This window comes from Synechococcus sp. N32 (genome assembly GCF_900473895.1).
Lineage (GTDB): Bacteria > Cyanobacteriota > Cyanobacteriia > PCC-6307 > Cyanobiaceae > Parasynechococcus.
On sequence record NZ_UCND01000012.1, the window covers coordinates 51,328 to 72,579 of the forward strand.

Below are 21,252 nucleotides of genomic sequence, written 5' to 3' on the forward strand. Positions count from 1 at the left end.
GTGCTCTCTTCTCCGTTCCAGCAGCCATCACCTCGACAGAACGCTCTGGCCCAACAGATCCAGGCGGCCCGAACCTCAGGTGATCAGGCCTTGCTCGCGGGTCTGATCAGTCAGTGGGTTCACCGTTACGGCTTTGACGGAGCAGCTGAGCTTGATCTGAGTTTGCCGGAACCTTCAGCTTCGAAGCATGGGTTCAGTTCCGTGCCGATGCCTGTCGCGGAGGAGGAGATTGCTCCTGAAGACGACGTTTTGGTTGATAACGAGGTGGTTGCTGAGAACGAGGTGGTTGGTCAGGACGAAGTGGTCGTTGAAGAAGAGGAGCAGATTGCGGCTGAAGACGGCCTGTTGACTGAGAGCGAGGTGATGCAGAACGGGGTGGTCGCTGAAGAAGAAACGATCGTCGAAGAGGACGAGAGTGCAGCTGAAGAAAAGCCGCTTCAACGCAGCTTTGCGGCGGCACCTGTGCCTGCCCCGCCGATCAGCACACCCCGTTCGCTGCGGCGTTGGCTTCCCCGCCGGGAGGATGACGCTTTCCCTAAGGCGTCCTGAACAGCATGATTCCCAACCCTGAATCCCTGGATCAGGGCCTGATCGTTTCGGTGCAGGCCCCCCAGGGTTCGCCGATGCGCGATCCCGATGTGATCGCAGCCATGGCGGATGCAGCCCTGCGCAATGGTGCTGTGGGTGTGCGCTTGGAAAGCCCTGAACACATCGGTGCAGTGCGTCGGCGCTGTCCGGATGCCTTGATCATCGGCCTCTGGAAATGCACGTTCCCGGACAGCTCGGTGTACATCACCCCGGGCTGGAAAGAAATTCAGGCCGTGTGGTCTGCGGGGGCTGATGTGATCGCGATCGATGCCACAGCCCGTCCGCGGCCTGCAGGGCAGGACCTGGCCGCGTTGATCGAGCGCAGCCGTGATGAGTTGAGGGCCCCGCTGATGGCTGATGTGGATTCGCTGGAGAATGGTCTGCGCGCAGCCGAACTGGGCTGTGACTGGGTTGGGACCACGCTCTACGGCTACACAGAAGACACGGCACAGCAGCGCCCCCCTGCGTTTGATCTGCTCCCCCTACTTCGCTCTGAACTTCCCAGCTCGGTTCGTCTGATCTGTGAGGGGGGAATTGCTTCTCCAGCGGATGCACGGTTGGCATTGAAGGCCGGAGCCGACACCGTTGTGGTGGGGACGGCAATCACCGGAGTGGACCTCCAGGTGATCGCCTATCGCCAGGGAATGATCAGCTGATCACATCATCCCGGGCATGCCCATGCCGCCCATTCCGGGCATGCCCATGCCCCCCATTCCGCCCATGCCGCCCATGGGGTCGCCGTCTCCGGCGGGAGCTGGTGCAGGGGGTTCCGGCTTGTCGGCAATTACAACCTCGGTGGTGATCAGCAGAGAAGCGATCGAAATCGAATCCTGCACGGCCAAGCGCACCACCTTGGCGGCATCAACGATGCCAGCAGCCATCAGGTCCTCGTAGGCACCACTGAGGGCATTGAATCCCTGGCCGCTGCTGCGCATGCCCGCGATCACAACGTCACCGTTCTGACCGGCATTGGTGGCGATCTGATGAATTGGCGCCGTCAGTGCCCGTTGCACGATCTCAACGCCGGTGCGCTGGTCGCCGTTCAGCGATGAAGCCAGGGCGTCCAGGCTGTCGGAGAGTTGCAGCAACGTGCTGCCGCCTCCGGCAACAATGCCCTCCTCGACGGCCGCACGGGTGGCATTCAGGGCATCCTCGATCCGCAGTTTGCGGTTCTTCAGTTCCGTTTCCGTCGGTGCACCGACCTTGATCACAGCCACGCCGCCGGCCAGCTTGGCGATCCGCTCCTGGAGCTTTTCGCGGTCGTATTCGGATTCGGTGGCCTCCAGTTCACGTCGGATCGCGCCGACGCGCTCGCTCACCGCCTGGCGATGGTCGTCGGTGGCGACGATCGTGGTGCTCTCCTTGCTGATGGTGACGCGGCGCGCCTTGCCGAGATCCTCGAGGGTCACTTTGTCGAGGGTCATCGCCTTGTCTTCGCTGATCAGCGTTCCGCCCGTGAGGATGGCGATATCGGCGAGGGCTGCCTTGCGGCGTTCGCCAAAGGAGGGTGCCCGAACAGCGGCCACCTGCAGAACCCCACGGCTCTTGTTCATCACCAGGGTGGCGAGGGCTTCGCCTTCCACTTCCTCAGACAGGATGAGCAGGGGGGAACCGCTCTTCTGAACGGTTTCCAGAACGGGGACCAGATCCGTGATCGTGCTGATCTTGCGATCCGTCAGAAGGATTAGGGGGTTTTCAAATTCACAGACCTGACGGTCGGCATCCGTCACGAAGTAGGGGGAGCTGTAGCCCCGGTCGAAGGCCATGCCCTCGGTGATTTCCAGTTCCGTTGCCAGAGACTTCGATTCCTCAACCGTGATCACCCCATCGGTGCTCACCTTGTCCATCGCCTCCGCGATCATCCGACCAACTTCGTCGTCACCCCCGGAGCTCACCGTGGCCACCTGATGAATGGCATCGCCGGCCACGGCCTGGCTCCGCTCGCCCAGCCCAGCCACGACCTGTGCAGCGGCCTTCTCCATGCCTCGGCGGAGTTCCACAGGGCTTGCGCCAGCAGCGGTGTTGCGCAGACCTTCCCGCACCATGGCCTGAGCCAGAACGGTTGCGGTCGTGGTGCCGTCACCGGCCTTGTCCTTGGTCTTTGAGGACACCTGCTGCATCAGCTTGGCGCCAAGGTTTTCGAACGGGTCGTCCAGTTCGATTTCACGGGCGATTGAGTCGCCGTCGTTGACGATGTCGGGTGCGCCGAATTTCTTCTCGAGCACAACGTTGCGACCGCGGGGGCCGATCGTGACGCGCACCGCATCGGCGAGTGCATCAACACCCCGCTCAAGGGCGCTGCGGGATTCGTCAGAGAAGGAAAGGAGTTTGGCCATAGTCGCGGGCACGCCGTTGGTCACTGTCCCACAGCGATGTGGCCCTCGTGGAGAGGCGTTGTGGTGGGGAAAGCCGAATGGTTGGGGGCTGCCCGGATGCCGCTGTCAAATGAACTGATTAGGGTCCGGTCATGGCTGAATCCGGAGCGCTGTTTTTTGTTCTGATGGCGGGGCTGGCCGGTTCAATGGCCCTGGTTTACGTGCCCTTGCGCATCTTTCTCACCGCCACCGCCCGCAGCCGTCGGTTACGCCTGCTCCAGCGCATCCGCCGCCTGCGGGATGAGTTGGCCCAACCCCTTGATTCCTGACCCTGAGGGTCAGGCCATCACCATGCCGCCATCCACCTGCAGCACCTGGCCTGTGATGTAGGCCGCGGCCGGGTCGGCGGCAAGGAAGCGCACGGCACCGGCCACCTGCTCCTGGGTGCCAAAGGTTCCCAGGGGGATGTCTTTGAGGATGGCCTCCGCATCGAGGTCCTTGGTCATGTCTGTGGCAATGAAACCCGGAGCCACGGCGTTCACGGTGATGCCACGACTGGCGAGCTCTTTGGCGGTGCTGCGGGTGAGACCGATGACGCCCGCTTTGGCGGCGGCGTAGTTGGCTTGTCCTGCGTTGCCCATCAGCCCCACAACGGAGGTGATGTTGATGATCCGACCACTCTTCTGTTTGAGCATCGGGCGTGCCACGGCTCGCGTGCAGAGGAACACTCCACTGAGGTTGAGGTCGATCACCGATTGCCAATCGTCGGTTTTCATCCGCATCAGCAGGCCGTCCCGCGTGATGCCGGCGTTGTTCACCAACACATCCAAACGGCCGCTGCGCTCCAGCACCGTCTTGATTAGGCCATCCACCTCAGCCTCAACCGACACGTTGGCTTGCAGGGCATAGGCCTTGCCCCCTGCTGTGGTGATGGCAGCGACAACTTCATCGGCTGCGGCGGCGGAACTGGAGTAGTTCACAACCACCTCTGCACCGGCTTCGCCCAGGGCCAGGGCGATGGCCCGGCCGATGCCGCGACCTCCTCCCGTCACAAGGGCGGTCTGTCCGGCAAGAGAAGCGCTGGGAGACATGGAGGCACCGTTGATCGGAGGATCGTACGGAGCCGTCGTCATCCAGCTCAACCCGGCATGGTTTCAATCGTGTCGACGGCCTCCCCAAGCAATGACTGAAAGGTGGCGAGCTGGGTTTTGCTTCCCAGCACGATCAGGAGTTGCCCCGGTGCCATCTGGGTGTCGCCGCCTGGATTGGCGATCAGCGTTCCGTTCTCCCGGATCGCCAGCACCATGGCCCCGCTGCGACGGCCCAGCTCCAGCTCCGCCAGGCTCCGCCCGCGGATCTCCATCAGGTGCCGAGGGTCGTGACTCAGCTGGAATTCCTCGATTTCATAGTCGGAGCCCGCTAACAGCTCCATGAAGTTGAGGGCCAGCGGTCGCAGCGCCGAAGCGGCCATCACCCGGCCACCAGCCACATAGGGACTGACCACCACAGTGGCGCCCGCCAGCCGCAGCTTTGAGGCGGCTTCATCGCTGTTGGCGCGGGCAATCAAGCGGCAATCCGGTCGTAGGTCCTTGGCGCTGAGGATCACGTACAGATTGGAGGCATCGCTGGGTAGGGCTGCCACGAGGCTGCAGCAGCGTTCCAGACCTGCGTCCAGCAGGGTTTCATCGAGGGTTGCATCGGCCTGAAGCACCCAGAGGCCATTCTCGTCTGCCACGGCCTTTCGCTCTGGATCGGTTTCGATCACTACGAGGGGCACCGCGTCCCGTTGCAGTTGGGCTGCAATCTCCTGTCCGATCCGGCCGTAGCCGCAAAGAATCACGTGGTCGTGAAGGCCTTCCAGCATGCGGAGAAAGCGGAACTCCCGCAGTCTGCGGAAATATCCCGACTCCTTCAGCCCGAGAACGCGTTGGATGGCCAGTTGCACAACCACCAAGCCACCCACCACGATCAAGACGGTGACCAGGCGGCCTGGAGGTGAAAGCGGGGCGACTTCTCCAAAACCGATGGTGCTGATGGTGATCAGCACCATCCAGAGGCAATCGCCCCAGTCCCATCCCTCCGTGATCCGATAACCGAGGGCACCCGCGAAGATCACAGCACTGAGGGCACTGATGGGCCCCCGCCATGGAGCCGTGATCAGCTTCAGCTGTCCCCTTGCACGGCCACGCCTCATCGGACGTCTCCTCAGAAACCGAGGGCCGTCAGCACATCACTGCTCTGCAGCGTGGCGAGCTCCTGCGGGCGGCTGAGGCAGCGGATCTCCTGGCGCTCGGGAAGGTCTGCGGCCTCGGCTCCAAGGGCAACCAGGGGGGTGCCGCAATAGGTCGCCAGACGCTGGGACACCGGGCAGCTGCTGAGCACGACATCGGCATTGGCCACCAAGGCCGCCCGTTTGGGCAGGCTGAGCTCGGCTGGCAGCACCATGCTGCGCAGCGCCGGTAGGCGGCTTTTGATCGTCTCAGGCAGCTGGTGCCATTCCGCTGCAGGCCAGTCATTCCCTTCGCCGGATGGCGACAGCAACAGCAGGGGGCCGTCACCGCTGGGCAGTGCTTCACGGGCTTCCTCAAGATCCTCTGCCGCCAGGGGCAGGCGGAACTGATCGGCCTTGAGATCAAGGCCCAGGGCTTGAAGAAAGGGGTTGAGACGCTGCGCCGTCCAGCCAGGACCGACGCTGACCTGGTCGGTGCAGGCAAATCCCTCAACCGCCAACCGTTTGGGGATATGGCTCATCGACAGCATCAGGTTCACCTGCTGCCCTTCAGCGAAGTTGATGCAGATCTGGAAGTCGGGTTCGCGCACACAACCGAGCAGGTTGGCCCAGTCCGCAAGAGTGGGGTTGGCCTCGAAGCTGAACGGCAACAGCTTGTCCAGGCACGGCAGAAGCTTCCATGGAGCTGCCTGCTGGGGGTCACAGGCCACCTGCAGGCTGGCGTTGAGCTTCTGGCAGATGTCGGCCAGAGCCGGTAGACGGTCCAGCTGGTCTTCGAGCGAACCCGGGCTCAGGGCAAGAACTCGCATGCAGCGCCGCCATCCATGGTGCGAGCTGATTGTATGGAGGTCGTTTACGCCTGTCTGGGGCAGGAGTCGATTGTGCATCTGTTGATTGCTGCGGCGGGAAGCGGTCGGCGCATGGGTGCGGATCGCAACAAGCTGCTGCTGCCGTTGGCCGGACGCCCCGTCATTGCCTGGACCCTGGAGGCGGCCCTGCGTTCCGAGCGGATCGAATGGATCGGGATCGTCGGCCAGGAGGTCGATCGAGAGGCCATCCTTGCGGTGCTGGATGCACCCAGCAAGCCGGTGCACTGGATCCAGGGCGGCAGCACGCGGCAGGAGTCGGTGCTTTGTGGTCTGGCGGGGTTGCCGGAGCAGGCTCGCCACGTCTTGATTCATGACGGCGCCCGCTGTTTGGCTGAACCGGAGTTGTTTGATCGCTGTGCAGCTGTGGTGGAGGCCGGCACGGCGCTGATTGCTGCAACGCCGGTGAGCGACACGATCAAGCGCGTGGGATCTGATGGTGTGATTTGTGAGACGCCGGATCGATCGGAGCTTTGGGCTGCGCAGACGCCGCAGGGCTTTGCCGTTGATCAGCTGCGTCGCGGCCACGCTGAGGCGGTTGCCCAGGGCTGGACGGTCACCGACGATGCGTCGTTGTACGAGCGTCTGGGGTGGCCTGTGCAGGTCTTGGATGCCGGCCCCGCCAACATCAAGGTCACCACACCGTTTGACCTCACCGTGGCGGAGGCCGTGCTCGCCCTCAGGTCAGCAGGCTGAGCCGGCCGTTTTTGCCGTCCAGGCGTGCCATCGCCCCCATGGGCAGGGCTGCGTTTCCGGATCGGTGACCAACGGGCAGGTCCATCACTCTGGGAATGCCGAGATCGGCCGTGCGTTCCTCAAGAACCTGCTCAAGGTTGAAGCTTTCGGAGGCGTCTCTGGTTTCATCGGCGCACCCTTCGAAATTGCCAAATGCCAGACCCGCCAGGTCCTGCAAGCTGCCATTCAGCCTCCACTGAGTCAGCATCCGATCAATGCGGTAGGGCGCTTCACCCACGTCCTCCAGCACCAGAACGGCTCCCTTGAGGGGGGGCACGAAACGGCTTCCCAACAGGTGGGTGGCCACGGTCAGATTGGCCACGAGCAGGGGACCGCTTCCCACCCCGCCGCCACCACCCTGACCTTGCAGCTCAGGAACAGTGTTGCCGAAGAGCAGGTTGCGCAAGCGGTCTCGGCTCCATTGCGGTTCCTCCGCAAGTGTTGTGAGCAAGGGGCCATGGATGCCCCCCGCAAACCCTGCTGCCTGGCGGGCCCAGAGCAGAGCTGTCACGTCGGAAAAGCCCAACAGCCAGCCGCTCTGCCAGCGGATGGGCTGCTCCAGCAGCCGAGCAGCCCCCCATCCACCGCGGGCACAGGCGAGCAGCGCTGCTGGTTCTGCCGGATGCAGATCGGCATGGCGCGTGTCATCGCGCCCTGCGAAGTAGCCCCAACGTCGGCTGGCCAAGGTCTGGGGTTGAACATCGAGGCCCCAGCTCTGCAGGACCGCAATGCCCTCCTGCAGCTTGATGTCGTCCTGCAGGGCTGAACTGGCGGCCACACAGGCCACACGGTCTCCAGTGCGGAGCGGAGGAGCCGGGGTGATGCGCATCAGGCTCCCCATCCCCTGGCCAGAACCAGGCCGAGCCAGAGCAGCGTCCCTGCCTGCACCTGCTGGGCAAAGTGCTTCCCATAGGTGCCCATGGAGGCATCCTGTTTGTTCAAGGGGTTGCAGCTGTGCTGCATGAAGACGGCGGCAAGCAACCAGAGAGGCCAGAACGGTGCTGGGATCTGAGCCGACCATGCCGCTATGGCAAGGGTGATGGCTGTCACGAGGTAGCAGCCCCGAACCACAGGAACCACGCGGGATCCGAGGCTCAGGGCGCTGCTGCGCAGGCCGAGGTGGGCATCGTCACGTCGGTCGGCCATGGCATAGACCGTGTCGAAGCCGAAGGTCCAGGCCACGGTTGCCAGCCAACTGCACACCAGGGCAGGACTCCCGCTCAAGGCGGCCGTTGCTGCGGCCCAGGGGATCAGCACCGCGAAGCCCCAGCACAGCGCCAAGACCGCCTGGGGGAAGGCGAACCACCGCTTTGCCGATGGATAGCCGAGGATCGGCAGCACGGCCGTGCAGGCCAAGGCGAGACAGAGCCCGAGGCTGGCGGCCGGCAGACTCAGCACAACAGCCAGGCTGAGGCCCAGCAAGATCAGCAGCAGAGCGAAGGCTGGCCCTCGCTGCAGCGCACCTCTGGCCAGAGGCCGATGTTGTGTGCGTTCCACCTGGCCGTCGAAGCGCTGGTCCCACAGGTCATTGGCGATGCAGCCTGCTCCGCTCACCGCCAGGCCCCCCAGAAGGATCTGCAGGATCAGCACAACACTGGGGGGAGCGCTTGGATTCAGCCAGAGGGCCCAGCCTGCTGGGATCAGCAGAATCAGCCGGCCAGTGGGTTTGTTCCAGCGGAGCAGTTCGATCCAGGGCTGAAGACGGGCAGAGCTGCTGATCACAATCAACGGGATTTGAAGAACCCTAGTCAGGGCCCGATGGCCTCGGCCGTCAGTGTCAGAGTGGATTTCATTGCCGCTCTGACGTTGATGCTGGATGCCAAGGCCCCAGCCCAGCCAACGGAACAGAACAACGGCGCGTCGCAGGCAGTGAACGCTGATCAGCGTCGGATCGCCGCCATCGATATCGGGACCAATTCCTTTCATCTTCTGGTGGCAGCCGTTGATCCGAAGCTGCGCACGTTTCGGATCATCCAGGCCGAAAAGGCCACCACGCGTCTGGGGGAGCGTGATCCCGAGACCGGTGAGCTGACCGCGGCGGCGATGCAACGGGGGCTGGAAACCCTTCGCCAGTTCAGAGATCTCGCCGCCAGTCACCGGGTTGAGCAGATCGTCACAGCGGCGACGAGTGCCGTTCGAGAAGCACCCAATGGTCGCGATTTCCTCCAGACCATCCTCGACGATCTGGGGATGGAGGTGGATTTGGTCAGCGGCCCCGAGGAGGCCCGGCTGATCTATCTGGGCGTCCTCTCAGGAATGCCGTTTGGAGACCGTTCGCATCTTCTGCTCGATATCGGCGGTGGCTCTACGGAACTGATCCTTGCCGATGGTCGTGATGCCCGCGCCCTGACCAGCACCCGTGTGGGGGCTGTGCGACTCCAGCGGGACTTTGTTCGGGATGATCCGATGCCACCTCAACGGCGGTTATTCCTGCAGGCCTTCATTCAGGGGTCGCTTGAACCTGCGGTCGACAAAGTCCGTCGCAGGATCAAACCCGGTGAAACTCCTGTTTTGGTAGCCACCAGCGGCACGGCGATGGCGATTGGCTCCCTTGCGGCGAGTGAAGAGGAGCGCCCCCCAAAAAAATTGCATGGGTACCGCGTCACCCTGCAGAGCCTGAATCAGGTGGTTGATCGTCTGATCACGATGACTCCTGCGCAGCGACGGGAGTTGGCTCCCATCAACGATCGTCGGGCCGAAATCATCGTTCCCGGTGCGCTGATCCTGCAAACCACCATGAAGATGCTGGGTGTGGGGGAGTTCGTGCTCAGTGAGCGGGCGCTCAGGGAAGGTTTGATCGTTGATTGGATGCTTCGCCAGGGTCTTCTGGAAGACCGCTTCAGCTTTCAGAGCAGCATTCGGCAGCGCACTGTGCTCCATCAGGTGCAGCGCTTTGCGGTGAACCAGAGCAGGGCTGAACGGGTTGCCAGCCATGCCCTAAGCCTCTACGACGCCACGCGAGGCGTGATGCATGACGACAGTGGCGAAGGGCGTGAACTGCTTTGGGCTGCCGCCATGCTCCATACCTGTGGCCAGCACATCAACATCAGCGCTTACCACAAGCACACCTGGTACTTGATTCGTCATGGTGAGCTGCTTGGCTATTCCGAGGCGGAGCACTTGATGGTGGCGGCCATTGCCCGCTATCACCGCCGCAGCCTGCCGAAGAAACGCCATGAGTCCTGGCAGCTTGTGGCCACCCGAGACAACCGTCGCTGTGTTCATCAGATGGCCCTGCTGCTGCGCTTGGCCGCGGCTCTGGATCGCAGGCCTGAGCCGGTGATCTCAGCACTCCGCATTCATGCGGTGAAGGGAAGTCTGGATCTGGAGATCGTTCCTGAGCGGGTCAACCAGAACGTCAGCCTTGAACAGTGGAGCTTGGAGGGCTGCGCTGAGGTGGTGAAGGAGGCGGTTGGCGTGAATCTGCGCGTCAGGGTGCAGGGCTGAGCGGGATCCAGCGGATGTCATCCACAGCGCCAAGGGTGCGTGTCTCGGCGTCGGGAGAACTGAGCTGCACCAGATCAGGCCGGCCGGCGTAGATCTCCACCAGGTCAGGATTGTCAATCCTGCGCTCACCGTTCAGCAGCCCTTCGAATTCCACAACTCCCTCACGCCGTAGGGCGATCCAGCTGGGTTCGCTGCTGCTGATCGTGAGGCCCAGGTCTGCCGTTGGTGGCGCTGGAACGATGAGGGCATCGCGCTCATCTGCAACCTTGGTCACCTCCAGATCGGTTTCGCTTGGCTCAAGGGTTGGATTGGCAGGCTTCAACCCCTGGGCGAAGCGCGTCAACTCGGAGGCGTTGCTCCATACAACAAAGCCAAGGCCAGCAAGCCCGGCGAGGGCCACGAGGGGAAGCGGATTGAATGTTCTCCGGTTCTGAGGAGCGATGCCCCGCGGTGTTGCCCCGGGAGTCGCCCGTTTGGGCGGTTTGGTGGTGAGGGGGCCGAGGGTTTGAACCATGGCATCAGCATCCAAACCCAGATGCGAACTGATCCGGCGCACCATGGCTTTGATGAACACGGGTTCAGGCAATTCGGTTTGATCGCCCCGTTCCAGTGCTGCCAGTTGCTCCTCGCCCATGTGCAGCTGGCTGGCGAGTTGGTTCTGGCTCAGGCCCGCAGCAGCCCGCGCCTCGGCCAACTGTCGCCCTGCTTCAACCAGGCCCGTGGCTTTGCCCTGGTCGTCCGCAAGACTGCGCTCGTTCATCAATGGGTCGATCGACCTCGTTCAAAGCTGAACTTAGGCCGATCCAACAGTGCAGTCAGCACCAAAAGGATTAAATCCCACCAAAAAATATGGGCGATACTGGATTCGAACCAGTGACCCCTTCCGTGTGAAGGAAGTGCGCTACCACTGTGCTAATCGCCCGCACAAATCGATCTTAAACCACCGCCTATTGAGGTTTCGGACGGAACAGGTGGTCGTGGTCAGGCGAGTAAAGCCGTGAGCGCTGGGGACCACCGGCAAGGGCCGGACTCACCACATAAAGCGTTGTGCGAATCAGATTGCGTTCCCGACTCACCGCAGCCATCTCCCTGAGAGGGACCACGGTGAGCATCTGATCAGGCCAGCTCACCCGATGTCCGATGGCTACGGGCGTGTCGGCGGGGTAGTGCTCCAGAAGGGTGGTTTGCACCTCTTCAACGTGTCGTGCACTCAGATAGATGCAAAGGCTGGCGCGCAGGGCGGCCAGCCGATCCAGCTGTTCCCGTTCCGGCACGCCGGTGCGACCCCCAGCGCGACTGAGAACAATGGTTTGCACCACGCCTGGGAGGGTGAGTTCGCTGGCGAGTCCGGCGGCTGCCGCTTGGTAGGCGCTGATCCCGGGAATCACTTCCACAGGGATTTCGGCGTCGCTCAGGGCGCAGATCTGTTCATTGATGGCGCTGTAGAGCGCCGTGTCTCCATCGTGGAGCCGCACCACCCGTTTGCCCTGGCGCTGCCGGTCGATGAGCAGTGGGATCAGCTCTTCGAGCGTGGTCGTGCTGGTGCGGATGCGTTCGCAATCCGCCGGCGCCAGATCGGCGATGGCTGGACAGACCAGGGAATCCGTCCAGATCAGCACGTCGGCTTTGTTCAGACGGTCAGCCGCGCGAAGGGTGAGCAGGTCTGGAGCACCGGGGCCTGCGCCGACGAAACTGACAACGTGACTCAACTGGGTTGGCCTGATGGATCAGGCAGGGGTCGCTTCCGTTGATATAGCCACCAAAGCCCCAGGACGCCGAGTGCAACCAGGGTGCAACTCATCAATTGGGCGATGCGGATTCCCCCGTCGCAAGCCGGTGGAAGCGAACCGATGCAGAGAGGATCAATGCGCAGACCTTCGATCCAGACACGGCCAAGGCTGTAGCCCACCAAGTACACACAACTCATGGCGCCCGATGGCAGCATCCCAGGAGCTTTGAGTCCGCGGCGAAAGAGCAGCATCAACAGTCCGAAGAGCAGCAGGTTCCAGATCGATTCGTAGAGGAACGTCGGGTGGAAAAATTCTGACGTGCTGTACATCACAGGGCGGCTCTGCGCCGGGATGAACAGCTTCCACGGCAGATCAGTTGGAACCCCGAAGGCCTCGGAATTGAAGAAATTCCCCCAGCGACCGATGGCCTGTCCCAAGGCCACGGAGGGAACCAACACATCCAGCACATCCCAGAAGGGTTGCCGGCGCCAGCGGCAGAACAGGATCAGCGTGATTGTTCCCGCCAGCAAAGCACCGTGGATGGCGATCCCTCCTTCCCAGATGGCCAGGGCCTTGAGCGGGTTGGAGGCGTAGTTGTGCCACTCGAAGGCCACGTAGTAAATCCGTGCTCCGATCACGGCAAACAGCACGAGCACGGGCAGGAGATCGCTGATCAGGCCGTTCTCCAGCTGTCGAAGCTTGGCCAGTCGGCTGGAGAGGTTCAGTCCAATCAAGACGGCTGTTGCAATCAGCAGCCCGTACCAACGCAGGGGAAGGAACCAGTGTTGGGTGTGAGGCAAAAATTCCCCTGGCGACTGGAAGGTCGCCAGGGGAAACAGGGCTTCAACAGCCATAGCGATCAGAAGTTGCCTTCAGCGGCCTGAACCTTTTCGATCTGCTTCTTCTTCAGCACCAGCATGATCTGAGCCAGAGCCACCGCCGCGAAGAAGGCGAGCAGGCCGTAGATCCGAACGGGGTTCTGCAGAACAATCTCTGCGTCCACCTGGCCGAAGCCGCCCACGTTGGGGTCGTTGGTCAGGGCAGCACCGGCTTCGATGCTGTCACCAACGCTGACCAGAACTTCAGGACCAACCGGAATGGTCTCGCTCACGTTGCTGCCGTCAGCAGACTTGATGCTGACCACGCTGGCTCCGTTGTCGCCGGGTTCGATGGAGGCAATGGTGCCGCTGGCAGGAGCCGTGTAGACGGTGTTGTTGCTCTTCTCACCGGTGGGATACACCTGGCCACGGCCGCGGTTGCCACCCACGTGGATCTGGTACTTGCCGAAGTGGATGTTGCTGTCGGTGGCGGGATCAGGGGACAGCACAGGGAAGACGATCTCTTGGTGCTCATCACCAGGAATCGGTCCCACCAGCAGGATGTTTGGCTGGTCGTCGCTGTACTGAGTGAAATAGACGCCTTCTGTTTCTTCCTTGATCTCGTCGGTCCAGCGGTCCTGAGGAGCCAGGGTGAAGCCATCAGGAAGCATCACAACGGCGCCCACCTGCAGGCCAACATCGCTGCCGTCGGCACCGATTTCCTGCAGGCCCTTTTCGTAAGGAACCTTGACGCTGGCGGTGAAGACGCTGTCGGGGAGGACCGATTGGGGCACTTCAGCCTGGGTCAGCTTTTTGGCCAGGTGGCAGTTGGCGCAAACAATCTTGCCGGTGGCTTCCCTGGGGCTGTCGTAGTTCTGTTGAGCCCAGAAGGGGTATGCCCAGCTTGCAGCCGGAGCGATCAGCAGAGCCAGTCCGATGACAAGCGATCCAAGGAAGAGCGAGAGATGACGACGCATGGGACGGTGAGGGGATGCAGGCGTAGGGAAGGGAAAGATCAGGCCCACCAGGGCTTATCGCCGGTTCGGAAGTCGGTCTCGGTCCACTGGCTCACGAACACGTTGTCGTTCTCCACGCTGACGTTCGCCAGGGCCAGGGAGAGAGGGGCAGGGCCACGGACCACTTTGCCGGTGGCGTCGTACTGACTGCCGTGACAGGGGCACATGAACTTGTTGGCGCCGCTGTTCCAGGGAACAACGCAACCGAGGTGGGTGCAGATGGCGTTGATGCCGTAGCTGCCGATGGCGTCTTCGCCTTCAACGATCAGATAGGTGGGATCGCCTTTGAGGCCCTGCACCAGGCTGCGATCGCCCTCGGGGTGGCTGGAGAGCCAGCCGCTGGCTGTGATCGGGTTGCCCAGCTCATCCTTGGCGCTGGTGCCACCGCCACTGCCCGCGGCCTTGGGGGGGATGAAATAATTCGCCACCGGGTAGAGGGCTCCCAGGGCCACACCGGTGACGGAGCCGAACGTCAGCAGATTCATGAACTGCCGACGACCCATTCCGGGCACATCGCTCGAGGAGAGTTGGGTCATGGCGGACGTTCATCCAGCTCGGATTGGCGACCATTATGGATGCTTAAGTGCCTGTCAAGCTTTGCAACGACAGGCGTCTACCTGCCCCTGCCGCCCCTGCTTCTGTGCTTGATATCGCCAACGCCGTGCCCGAGCCGCCGCTCAGTGTTGACGAGGTGATGGCCTGTCTACGCCAGCGCTGGCGGGCGACTTACGACCTTCAGCTGGTGGTTCGACGCCGTCGTTTGTACCTCCAGGTGATGTGGGCCTATCTCGAGCAACAGTCGTTCCCGATGGACCTTGAGGCCTATCGGCAGCATCTCGGTGAGGTGCTGGATGTTGTGAATCGTCTTGGTTTGGCGGGTGAGGTGCGCCAATGGCTCGGTTCCACCCGTGACAAACCCCGTCTTGGTAAGGCGTTGAGTCTTCCGCTGGAGGCGACAGGGCCGGAAGCGGAAACGCTGATCAAGGAGTTTCTGGTCTGAAGGATTCGGTCAGGGCCACCAGGCCGACGCCGATCAGGAACAGGGCCGTGATCGCTCCAGCCAGCAGCAGCATCGTGATCGGATCGGTGGATGGCGTCAGCACAGCTCCAGCCAGGGCTGAACCCAGCACAACCCAGCGCCAGGCCCCAAGCATCGGCCTCCAGCGCACCAGCCCCAGGGCCCCGAGGAGCAGTTGCAGAACAGGGAGCTGAAACGCCAGCCCGGTGGCCAGCATCAGCAGCAGAACAAAATCCAGATAACGCTCGATCGACCAGAGCGGCTCCACCACATCGGCGCCGTAGCTCACCAGAAAACGAAGGGCGGCTGGCACCAGGGCCCACCATGCAAAGGCCAGGCCCGCCATGAACAGAACCGCGGAGCCGGCGACGGCAGGGGCGATCAGGCGTCGTTCGCGGATCGTCAGGCCCGGCAGCACAAAGGCCAGGATCTGAAACAGCACATAGGGCAGGGCCAGGGTGAGGCCGGCGTAACCGGCCACCTTCAGCGAGACGAATAAAAACTCTCCCGGTGCCAGTTGAAGGAAATGAATTCCGCTGGCTGGCGCTTCCAGCAGGCGCACCAGAGGTTTAACCCCCAGCAGGCAGGTCAGCGCTGCAACAACAACGGCCAGCAAGCTGCGCAGAACCCGTTGACGCAGTTCCTCAAGGTGATCCACCAGAGGCATTTCCACCTCATTGGGCAGATCGGCATCACCAGGTGCCCTCCCAATGCGAATGGGCGGTGGTGGCTGCAGAGCTGGGGGACCTTCGGGGCGCTCAGACACAGACGCAGGGCGGGCGGCGCAACAGGTCAGCCCGAATGTGGGCTCAGGCTAGGGGCAAGCAGCCGCTCTTCCGCACCCTGGGGATCCCCCCAGCGGATTTCAGCTTGTCCATGACGCACGGTGCCCGGGCCGGCACCGGGAATGCGCTGCAGCTGATCGGTGGGCACCATCACCACCGCCACCCGCGTGTTGCCCCGTGCGCGGCTGAAATAGGCCGCCAGATCCGTTGCCATCGCCAGGTCGGATTCCTCGGCCAGCCCGTTGGAGCTCTTCAACACCACGTGACTGCCTGGGCATTCCTGGGCGTGAAACCAGAGGTCACCACTGCGGGCCTGGCGCAGCGAGATCCAGTCGTTCTGGCGGTGATTCCGCCCCACCTGCACCTTGAGACCTCCGGGTGTGTTCAGTTCCAGCGGCTGGGGCTGGTCCCGTTGACGCTGCTGACGCGTGCTGCGACGGCGTTCCTTGGGCTGTAACAGCTCATCGAGTTCCTCCCGCAGATCATTCAGGGCGGCGAGGCGCGCCGGGCCGTCCTGCCAGGTGGCACTCAGTTGATCTTCGATGAAGGTTTCGCTTGCGCTGATCAGCTCAAGCCGTTGCTGATGGTGCTCCAGCCGCTGCTCAAGGATCGGGCGCGATCTCCGCAGTTTTTTGGCCCTGCGATAGAGCGACTGGGCTTCATCGACCTGGTCGCGGCTTGGGTTTCCGAGGCAGAGGAGAGCGTCCGCCTGGCGTTGAAGAGCCTCGTGCCCTTCGGTGGCCTTCAGGCGCTGGTGTTGGTCCTGCTGGGCTGCCTGTTCTTTGCTACGCCAACGCTCCAGGCGTTGACGCAGATCTTGGCTGACCCGTGCCAGGGCCCGTTGCTCTTGGGATTGCTGGTGCAGGGATCCCAGGGTGAGCGCCAGAGCGGGCTGTGGATGCACTTCACCCTGGGGACACCCCCAGACCCGGTAACGACCGTCGTTCTCCACCACCAGGGCGAACTGCTCACGCTCGAGCTGGTACAACCAGAGCGACCAGCGTTCAAACAGGTGGCACCAGTGGTGTGCATCCAGGCTGTCCACCGGAGTGTTCAGATGGTCGCCGGCGAGCTGTAGAGCAAGGGCTGGGCTGATCCCCTGATAGGTCTGCTGCAGGGCCTTGCGCAGCGCGATCGGAACGAGAGAGAGCCGCTCCTTCCAGCGTTCAAAGCCCTCCGTTGGATCCGGTGCCAACCCCTGCAGCATCGGGGGTGGGCTGTAGGAATCACCAGTGGAGAGAGGGCGCACGCGGGACTGATGGTCGCGGACCTGTCGCCCCAGGGCAATGATCCGGCGCTGCTCATCCAGCAGCAGCAGGTTGCTGTGCCGTCCCATCAGCTCCAGCACGAGCACCCGCTGGATCGGTTCCCCAGGGCGTTGGGCAAACCGGAATTCCACCACCCGTTCAAAACCGCTCTGGTGGAGCTCCACCAGGGCCAGCTGGCGGAGGCTGTGTTGCAACTGCTGGGCGAAGGTGCTGCCGCTGCCGCTGCGCGGTGGAGGGTTGACCTCCACCAGCCGAGGGGCCTCGGCTTGCCAGCTCAGTTCCAGCCACACCATCCCCTTGAGGCTGCGGCATCCCAGTTGAATCGTTGCCGGGTCCGGCTGTTGGGCCTTCTCGAAGCGGCTGGGCACCAGCTTTGGGCGCAGATCCCAGAGCACCGCGCGCAGCGTGGTGAGATCCATTGGCTGCAGGCTGGTGGAGGCGATCACCTGGAGCACCGGGTGGGGCATTGGGGCTTCCTACTCTGCTGACCCACGCAGACGCTGCGATGTCCACCAGTGGAAAGCTCACCTTGATCACCGGCCCCAGTGGAGTCGGCAAGGGAACGCTGGTGAACCAGCTGCTGGAACGGCACCCCCAGATCTGGCTGTCGGTGTCGGCCACCACCCGTTCTCCGCGCCAGGGGGAGCAGAACGGCATCAACTACTTCTTCCACAGCCGTGCGGGGTTTGAGGCCTTGGTGGAGCAGGGAGGTTTTCTCGAGTGGGCGGAATTCGCGGGGAATTGCTACGGCACCCCCCGCGGTCCTGTGGAAGAACAGATGGCGGCGGGGCGCCCCGTGCTTCTGGAGATTGAGTTGGAAGGTGCCCGCCAGGTGCGTCGCAGTTTTCCGGACGGTTTTCAGATTTTTCTGGCTCCCCCCAGCTTTGAAGAATTGGAGCGCCGGATCCGTGGGCGCGGAACCGATGCGGAGGATGCCATTCAGCGCCGCTTGACTCGCGCTCGCGAGGAACTCGAGGCCCAACAGGAATTCGATGCTGTCGTGATCAATGACGATCTCGAATCAGCGTTGAACCAGGTGGAGACGCTGATGGGTCTGGGATAAAGCAGAGCTGCTTTTTGCAACGCTGATCGTCGTAATCCTGACTTTCGCAACGGGGGCAGGCACAAAAAAAGGGAACCCGAAGGTTCCCTTGCCTCTTGAAAATCAACCCAGATTCACATCGGGTGGAAGAGAAGATCGGGGAAGAAGCGGTTCCACTCGATCAGGATTCCTGCGGTGGCGGTGAACCAAATGGCTGCAACCACTGGAGCTGCGGTCAGAAACTTGTTCATTGTTGAGGGAGCAATGGTTGAAGTCGTTTGAATCAGCGTGGTGAAACAGTCACCTTGCTGTCGTCTTCGAGCAGCTTGCCGCTGGTGAATTCACCGAAGGCAGCAAGGGGCCAGGTGGCAGCAGCCAGAAGGCTCTTGATGGCGATGCTGCGATCGATGAAGATTTCGTACTGGGCAGCATTCTTGCCGCGAGTTGCTTTCAAGTACTCACGACCGGCCCAGCCGATGCAGCCGGCGACGTACAGGAACATGATCCCGGGATACACAAAATCACCGGCGTGGCTCCAGCGGCCATCGACGATCAGGTGGGGAAGGCCATCCTCACCACAGGAGGCCTGGCTGTACATCTCGAAGCGAGCTTTGGCCTGAGGCGTGGTGGCAGCGGCAGCACGCTGCTGGAAGCGGGCGCTTTCTGAGCAGGGGGTGAGGCCAGCCACATCCGCCTTGGCGACGGGGGCGAAGCCGAACACCAGGAGTGCTGAAAGCACGACGGCGAAGAGACGACGCATCGGAACAATTCCTCTGAACGGTGCCCCGAAAGGGCAAGATGTCACAAGTCGGACAGTAGGGGAGGCGCATCGCTTAGATGCATGCAGTGCTTGCCCTCGAAACAAGTTGTGACGAGTCCGCTGCAGCGGTCCTGCGCCGTCACGCGGATGGGCGAATCGAGGTTCTGGCGTCGCGGATTGCATCTCAGGTTGAGGAGCATGCCCGTTGGGGTGGTGTTGTGCCCGAAATCGCTTCGCGCCGCCACGTTGAGGCCCTGCCGGGGCTGGTGGAGACCGTGGTTGACGAGGCGGGTGTCGCTCTGGGGCAGCTGGATGCCATCGCGGCCACGATTACTCCAGGTCTGGCCGGGGCTCTGATGGTGGCCTCGGTGACGGGTCGCACCCTTGCTGCGCTGCATCAGCGCCCCTTTCTCGGCGTTCATCACCTGGAGGGCCATCTGGCCTCGGTGATGCTTGGAGATGCCCCACCGCAAGCTCCTTATCTGGTGTTGCTTGTGAGCGGGGGCCACACGGAGCTGATCCTGGTGGCTGACGACGGCGGGATGACCCGGCTCGGCCGAAGCCATGACGATGCCGCTGGAGAGGCTTTCGACAAGGTGGCCCGCCTGCTTGGTCTGGGATACCCCGGAGGTCCTGCCATCCAGGCTGTTGCCGAAACGGGTGATGCAACGCGCTTTCGGCTGCCCAAGGGGCGGATTTCATTGCCGGGCGGCGGTTTTCACCCCTACGACTTTTCCTTCAGTGGTCTGAAGACCGCCATGCTCCGCACTGTGGAAACTTTGCGGCAAAACCCTGATCCGCTGCCTCTTGCCGACCTGGCCGCCAGTTTCGAACAGGTGGTGGCCGATGTTCTGGTGCAGCGCAGTCTTCGCTGTGCTGAAGACCACGGTGTTCAGCAAGTGGTGATGGTTGGGGGCGTCGCAGCGAACCGTCGCTTGCGCCAGAGCATGCTCGAACAGGGGAAGCAGCGGGGCATAACGGTCTCCATCGCTCCGCTGGCCTTCTGCACCGACAACGCCGCCATGATCGGGGCTGCGGCCTTGCTGCGTCTGGGCCAGAACCCTGCTTGCACGTCTCTTGAATCCGGCGTTGCAGCCCGCTGGCCCTTGGATCAGGCCGATGCGCTTTACACACCAGACCCACCCTTCTAGGTGAGCCTTTTAGGCTTGAAGGCACTGTTCGGTCTCTGCGTCGTGGACCAACCGGAAACCAGACCCGATGCTCCGGAGCCCGTGGAGGCTGATGAGCTGAACGCCTGGAAGCGTGGCTTCACTCCACAGGCCGAAATCTGGAACGGCCGTCTGGCGATGATCGGCCTCTCCGCAGGAATCGCTGTTGTTCTTTTGGTGCGTGTGTTCAGCGGTGGCTGATTAGCTTCGGCCCCGCAGGGCCTGAGCCAGCTCGTTGGGTTTGAGGCTGACGGCAACCGCTTGATCGCCTTCAATGCGACCCGCCTCCACCAGGGCCAGCAGCGATTGATTGGTGGTCACCATCCCATCAAACCCGCTGTGCTCCATGATGTCCTCCACCTCATCGAGCGCCCCCCGCTGGATGTAGTCCTTGCAGGCATCGGTGTTGATCAGGATGTCGTGAAACGCAGCCCGTTTTCCATCTGTTGCTTTGATCAAGCCCTGGGCAATCACCCCCAGCAACGACTCGGACAACGAACGGCGCACACTCTCCTGCTCTTCAGGCGGATACATGCCGAGAACCCGTTCCACGGTTTTCACCGCTGAATTGGTGTGCAGCGTTCCGAACACCAGGTGGCCGGTCTGGGCCGCTTCCAGTGCCGTGGAAAGGGTTTCCCGATCCCGGATTTCGCCCACCAGAATCACATCGGGGTCTTCCCTCAGGGCCGCCCTCAGGGCGTTGTGGAATCTGAGGGTGTGTAACCCCACTTCCCGGTGCCGGATGAGGGACTTGCGGCTCTCGTGCACGAACTCAACGGGATCCTCGATCGTGAGGATGTGGCGTGCCTCGTTGCGGTTGATCCAATCGATCATGGCCGCCAGGGTTGTGCTTTTGCCGGACCCTGTCGGTCCGGTCACCAGGATCAGTCCCTTCGGACGGGCCGCGAGGCTCTCCAGCACGCTGGGGAGATTCAGCTGCTCCATGGTGAGGATCGTCTGCGGAATCAGGCGCAGCACCATCGCCGGGCCCCGCAGTGAATCCATCAGGTTGATGCGCACGCGCACGAAAGGGAAGGCATGGGAGCCGTCAAATTCCTTGTCGCGGTTGAAGCCATCGATCTGCTGTGGCGTCAGGATTTCCTGGAGCCATCCCTGGAAGACCTTGGCGCGGGTGACTGGCCAATCCGTGCCCTGCATGTCTCCCCGGGCCCGGTAGCGCGGCACTTCCCCAACCCCCAGGTGGACATCGGAATGGCCGGCGTCATGGGCGATTCGAACGATCTCCTCGAGGCTTGGAGAGCCATCTGCAGCGGATCGGGGCGCCGGGTTGTGAACCTCCCGAAGTCCTTCTGGGCTACGGGCGGCGGTTGGGCGCGGCGGGAAGCTGGGGGGGAAAACCGGCTGAGCCACGTTGATGGCGAGGGATCTGTTTTCAGGATCGTCTCGATGCTGGAACTGGCAAGGATTTCTCACTGTTCTCTCCGGGTTAACGCCCGTAAACTCC

25 protein-coding genes and 1 tRNA gene are annotated in these 21,252 nt (G+C 62.6%); 9 read left to right on the forward strand and 17 right to left on the reverse strand.

Features of this window, described 5'->3' with window-relative positions:
- Together DXY35_RS06815 and DXY35_RS06820 are read left to right on the forward strand one after the other, a co-directional pair.
- Window positions 1-549 carry a hypothetical protein gene (locus DXY35_RS06815; RefSeq protein ID WP_115081678.1) on the forward strand — a complete coding sequence of 183 codons (549 nt, stop codon included), beginning with the start codon at window positions 1-3 and terminating at the stop codon, window positions 547-549.
- A 5-nt stretch (window positions 550-554) separates the two neighbouring features.
- Entirely contained in the window at window positions 555-1,244 is a 690-nt protein-coding gene (locus DXY35_RS06820) for an N-acetylmannosamine-6-phosphate 2-epimerase (protein ID WP_115081679.1), read from the forward strand.
- Here the strand turns inward: DXY35_RS06820 and groL are convergent, their stop codons facing one another.
- Window positions 1,245-2,924 carry a chaperonin GroEL gene (gene groL / locus DXY35_RS06825; protein ID WP_115081680.1) on the reverse strand — a complete coding sequence of 560 codons (1,680 nt, stop codon included), beginning with the start codon at window positions 2,922-2,924 and terminating at the stop codon, window positions 1,245-1,247. It lies immediately after the preceding gene.
- Window positions 2,925-3,055: 131 nt separating this feature from the next.
- On the opposite strand from groL, the gene DXY35_RS06830 reads away from it, so the two are divergent.
- Entirely contained in the window at window positions 3,056-3,232 is a 177-nt protein-coding gene (locus tag DXY35_RS06830; RefSeq protein ID WP_114988256.1) for a hypothetical protein, read from the forward strand.
- A 9-nt stretch (window positions 3,233-3,241) separates the two neighbouring features.
- Here DXY35_RS06830 and fabG read toward each other — a convergent pair whose 3' ends face one another.
- From fabG to DXY35_RS06845, 3 genes are read right to left on the reverse strand one after another with little or no spacing between them, the layout of a single operon-like run.
- A complete protein-coding gene (gene fabG / locus DXY35_RS06835; protein ID WP_114988294.1) occupies window positions 3,242-3,994 on the reverse strand; it encodes a 3-oxoacyl-[acyl-carrier-protein] reductase in 753 nt (250 codons plus the stop codon).
- A 47-nt stretch (window positions 3,995-4,041) separates the two neighbouring features.
- The gene (locus DXY35_RS06840; RefSeq protein WP_115081681.1) at window positions 4,042-5,097 is read right to left on the reverse strand and encodes a TrkA family potassium uptake protein; all 1,056 of its coding nucleotides are present in this window, start codon (window positions 5,095-5,097) and stop codon (window positions 4,042-4,044) included.
- Between the two features lie 11 nt (window positions 5,098-5,108).
- Window positions 5,109-5,942 carry a glycosyltransferase family 9 protein gene (locus DXY35_RS06845; RefSeq protein WP_115081682.1) on the reverse strand — a complete coding sequence of 278 codons (834 nt, stop codon included), beginning with the start codon at window positions 5,940-5,942 and terminating at the stop codon, window positions 5,109-5,111.
- Between the two features lie 72 nt (window positions 5,943-6,014).
- Here DXY35_RS06845 and ispD point away from each other — a divergent pair, with 72 nt between their 5' ends.
- Complete coding sequence (gene ispD, locus DXY35_RS06850; protein ID WP_115081720.1) at window positions 6,015-6,695, forward strand: 2-C-methyl-D-erythritol 4-phosphate cytidylyltransferase; 681 nt, start codon at window positions 6,015-6,017, stop codon at window positions 6,693-6,695.
- On the opposite strand, the gene DXY35_RS06855 is transcribed toward ispD, so the two are convergent.
- Together DXY35_RS06855 and DXY35_RS06860 are read right to left on the reverse strand one after the other, a co-directional pair.
- Window positions 6,679-7,563, reverse strand: coding sequence for an LD-carboxypeptidase (locus tag DXY35_RS06855; RefSeq protein ID WP_115081722.1), 885 nt, complete (start codon window positions 7,561-7,563; stop codon window positions 6,679-6,681). The genes ispD and DXY35_RS06855 overlap by 17 nt on opposite strands.
- Window positions 7,563-8,456, reverse strand: coding sequence for a 4-hydroxybenzoate polyprenyltransferase (locus DXY35_RS06860; protein ID WP_115081721.1), 894 nt, complete (start codon window positions 8,454-8,456; stop codon window positions 7,563-7,565). The genes DXY35_RS06855 and DXY35_RS06860 overlap by 1 nt, the downstream gene beginning before the upstream one ends.
- Before the next feature lie 87 nt (window positions 8,457-8,543).
- Between DXY35_RS06860 and DXY35_RS06865 the strand changes: the two genes are divergently transcribed.
- The gene (locus DXY35_RS06865) at window positions 8,544-10,181 is read left to right on the forward strand and encodes a Ppx/GppA phosphatase family protein (RefSeq protein ID WP_115081723.1); all 1,638 of its coding nucleotides are present in this window, start codon (window positions 8,544-8,546) and stop codon (window positions 10,179-10,181) included.
- Here DXY35_RS06865 and DXY35_RS06870 read toward each other — a convergent pair.
- The 6 genes from DXY35_RS06870 to petC all read right to left on the reverse strand — a co-directional run bounded on the left by DXY35_RS06870 (window position 10,165) and on the right by petC (window position 14,281).
- The gene (locus DXY35_RS06870) at window positions 10,165-10,941 is read right to left on the reverse strand and encodes a RodZ family helix-turn-helix domain-containing protein (protein WP_115081683.1); all 777 of its coding nucleotides are present in this window, start codon (window positions 10,939-10,941) and stop codon (window positions 10,165-10,167) included. The two genes, DXY35_RS06865 and DXY35_RS06870, sit on opposite strands and share 17 nt — an antisense overlap.
- 90 nt (window positions 10,942-11,031) lie before the next feature.
- Window positions 11,032-11,103: transfer RNA gene (locus DXY35_RS06875), tRNA-Val, on the reverse strand.
- A gap of 25 nt (window positions 11,104-11,128) precedes the next feature.
- Window positions 11,129-11,890 carry a precorrin-4 C(11)-methyltransferase gene (gene cobM / locus DXY35_RS06880; RefSeq protein WP_115081684.1) on the reverse strand — a complete coding sequence of 254 codons (762 nt, stop codon included), beginning with the start codon at window positions 11,888-11,890 and terminating at the stop codon, window positions 11,129-11,131.
- Complete coding sequence (gene lgt, locus DXY35_RS06885) at window positions 11,887-12,765, reverse strand: prolipoprotein diacylglyceryl transferase (RefSeq protein WP_115081685.1); 879 nt, start codon at window positions 12,763-12,765, stop codon at window positions 11,887-11,889. Before lgt ends, cobM begins: the two co-directional genes overlap by 4 nt.
- Before the next feature lie 5 nt (window positions 12,766-12,770).
- The gene (petA, locus tag DXY35_RS06890) at window positions 12,771-13,706 is read right to left on the reverse strand and encodes a cytochrome f (RefSeq protein WP_115081686.1); all 936 of its coding nucleotides are present in this window, start codon (window positions 13,704-13,706) and stop codon (window positions 12,771-12,773) included.
- Between the two features lie 38 nt (window positions 13,707-13,744).
- Window positions 13,745-14,281, reverse strand: coding sequence for a cytochrome b6-f complex iron-sulfur subunit (petC, locus tag DXY35_RS06895; RefSeq protein WP_006850760.1), 537 nt, complete (start codon window positions 14,279-14,281; stop codon window positions 13,745-13,747).
- 47 nt (window positions 14,282-14,328) lie between these two features.
- Between petC and DXY35_RS06900 the strand changes: the two genes are divergently transcribed.
- Window positions 14,329-14,745 (forward strand): DUF3067 family protein, encoded by a 417-nt coding sequence (locus DXY35_RS06900; protein ID WP_115081687.1) that lies wholly within the window; start codon window positions 14,329-14,331, stop codon window positions 14,743-14,745.
- Here the strand turns inward: DXY35_RS06900 and tatC are convergent.
- On the reverse strand, window positions 14,726-15,430 hold the full coding sequence (gene tatC / locus DXY35_RS06905) for a twin-arginine translocase subunit TatC (RefSeq protein ID WP_170950543.1): 705 nt from the start codon (window positions 15,428-15,430) through the stop codon (window positions 14,726-14,728). The two genes, DXY35_RS06900 and tatC, sit on opposite strands and share 20 nt — an antisense overlap.
- A 125-nt stretch (window positions 15,431-15,555) precedes the next feature.
- Window positions 15,556-17,283 carry an NFACT family protein gene (locus tag DXY35_RS06910; RefSeq protein WP_244272984.1) on the reverse strand — a complete coding sequence of 576 codons (1,728 nt, stop codon included), beginning with the start codon at window positions 17,281-17,283 and terminating at the stop codon, window positions 15,556-15,558.
- A gap of 38 nt (window positions 17,284-17,321) precedes the next feature.
- On the opposite strand from DXY35_RS06910, the gene gmk reads away from it, so the two are divergent.
- Window positions 17,322-17,879 carry a guanylate kinase gene (gene gmk, locus DXY35_RS06915; protein ID WP_115081688.1) on the forward strand — a complete coding sequence of 186 codons (558 nt, stop codon included), beginning with the start codon at window positions 17,322-17,324 and terminating at the stop codon, window positions 17,877-17,879.
- Between the two features lie 113 nt (window positions 17,880-17,992).
- On the opposite strand, the gene psaJ is transcribed toward gmk, so the two are convergent.
- Together psaJ and DXY35_RS06925 are read right to left on the reverse strand one after the other, a co-directional pair.
- On the reverse strand, window positions 17,993-18,109 hold the full coding sequence (psaJ, locus tag DXY35_RS06920) for a photosystem I reaction center subunit IX (RefSeq protein ID WP_006850741.1): 117 nt from the start codon (window positions 18,107-18,109) through the stop codon (window positions 17,993-17,995).
- 32 nt (window positions 18,110-18,141) lie between these two features.
- Window positions 18,142-18,618 carry a Photosystem I reaction center subunit III gene (locus DXY35_RS06925; protein WP_114988265.1) on the reverse strand — a complete coding sequence of 159 codons (477 nt, stop codon included), beginning with the start codon at window positions 18,616-18,618 and terminating at the stop codon, window positions 18,142-18,144.
- Between the two features lie 77 nt (window positions 18,619-18,695).
- On the opposite strand from DXY35_RS06925, the gene tsaD reads away from it, so the two are divergent.
- Together tsaD and DXY35_RS06935 are read left to right on the forward strand one after the other, a co-directional pair.
- On the forward strand, window positions 18,696-19,769 hold the full coding sequence (tsaD, locus tag DXY35_RS06930) for a tRNA (adenosine(37)-N6)-threonylcarbamoyltransferase complex transferase subunit TsaD (RefSeq protein ID WP_115081689.1): 1,074 nt from the start codon (window positions 18,696-18,698) through the stop codon (window positions 19,767-19,769).
- A gap of 42 nt (window positions 19,770-19,811) precedes the next feature.
- On the forward strand, window positions 19,812-19,988 hold the full coding sequence (locus DXY35_RS06935) for a chlorophyll a/b-binding protein (protein ID WP_114988300.1): 177 nt from the start codon (window positions 19,812-19,814) through the stop codon (window positions 19,986-19,988).
- On the opposite strand, the gene DXY35_RS06940 is transcribed toward DXY35_RS06935, so the two are convergent.
- Window positions 19,989-21,158, reverse strand: coding sequence for a type IV pilus twitching motility protein PilT (locus tag DXY35_RS06940; RefSeq protein WP_170950540.1), 1,170 nt, complete (start codon window positions 21,156-21,158; stop codon window positions 19,989-19,991).
- Window positions 21,159-21,252 lie beyond the last annotated feature (94 nt).

Coding starts and splice junctions, on each gene's coding strand:
- DXY35_RS06820 (WP_115081679.1), top strand. CDS start 555: ATGATTCCCAACCCTGAATCCCTGGATCAGGGCCTGATCGTTTCGGTG.
- groL (WP_115081680.1), bottom strand. CDS start 2,924: ATGGCCAAACTCCTTTCCTTCTCTGACGAATCCCGCAGCGCCCTTGAG.
- DXY35_RS06830 (WP_114988256.1), top strand. CDS start 3,056: ATGGCTGAATCCGGAGCGCTGTTTTTTGTTCTGATGGCGGGGCTGGCC.
- fabG (WP_114988294.1), bottom strand. CDS start 3,994: ATGTCTCCCAGCGCTTCTCTTGCCGGACAGACCGCCCTTGTGACGGGA.
- DXY35_RS06840 (WP_115081681.1), bottom strand. CDS start 5,097: ATGAGGCGTGGCCGTGCAAGGGGACAGCTGAAGCTGATCACGGCTCCA.
- DXY35_RS06845 (WP_115081682.1), bottom strand. CDS start 5,942: ATGCGAGTTCTTGCCCTGAGCCCGGGTTCGCTCGAAGACCAGCTGGAC.
- DXY35_RS06855 (WP_115081722.1), bottom strand. CDS start 7,563: ATGCGCATCACCCCGGCTCCTCCGCTCCGCACTGGAGACCGTGTGGCC.
- DXY35_RS06865 (WP_115081723.1), top strand. CDS start 8,544: ATGCTGGATGCCAAGGCCCCAGCCCAGCCAACGGAACAGAACAACGGC.
- DXY35_RS06870 (WP_115081683.1), bottom strand. CDS start 10,941: ATGAACGAGCGCAGTCTTGCGGACGACCAGGGCAAAGCCACGGGCCTG.
- lgt (WP_115081685.1), bottom strand. CDS start 12,765: ATGGCTGTTGAAGCCCTGTTTCCCCTGGCGACCTTCCAGTCGCCAGGG.
- petA (WP_115081686.1), bottom strand. CDS start 13,706: ATGCGTCGTCATCTCTCGCTCTTCCTTGGATCGCTTGTCATCGGACTG.
- petC (WP_006850760.1), bottom strand. CDS start 14,281: ATGACCCAACTCTCCTCGAGCGATGTGCCCGGAATGGGTCGTCGGCAG.
- tatC (WP_170950543.1), bottom strand. CDS start 15,430: ATGCCTCTGGTGGATCACCTTGAGGAACTGCGTCAACGGGTTCTGCGC.
- DXY35_RS06910 (WP_244272984.1), bottom strand. CDS start 17,283: ATGCCCCACCCGGTGCTCCAGGTGATCGCCTCCACCAGCCTGCAGCCA.
- gmk (WP_115081688.1), top strand. CDS start 17,322: ATGTCCACCAGTGGAAAGCTCACCTTGATCACCGGCCCCAGTGGAGTC.
- psaJ (WP_006850741.1), bottom strand. CDS start 18,109: ATGAACAAGTTTCTGACCGCAGCTCCAGTGGTTGCAGCCATTTGGTTC.
- DXY35_RS06925 (WP_114988265.1), bottom strand. CDS start 18,618: ATGCGTCGTCTCTTCGCCGTCGTGCTTTCAGCACTCCTGGTGTTCGGC.
- tsaD (WP_115081689.1), top strand. CDS start 18,696: ATGCATGCAGTGCTTGCCCTCGAAACAAGTTGTGACGAGTCCGCTGCA.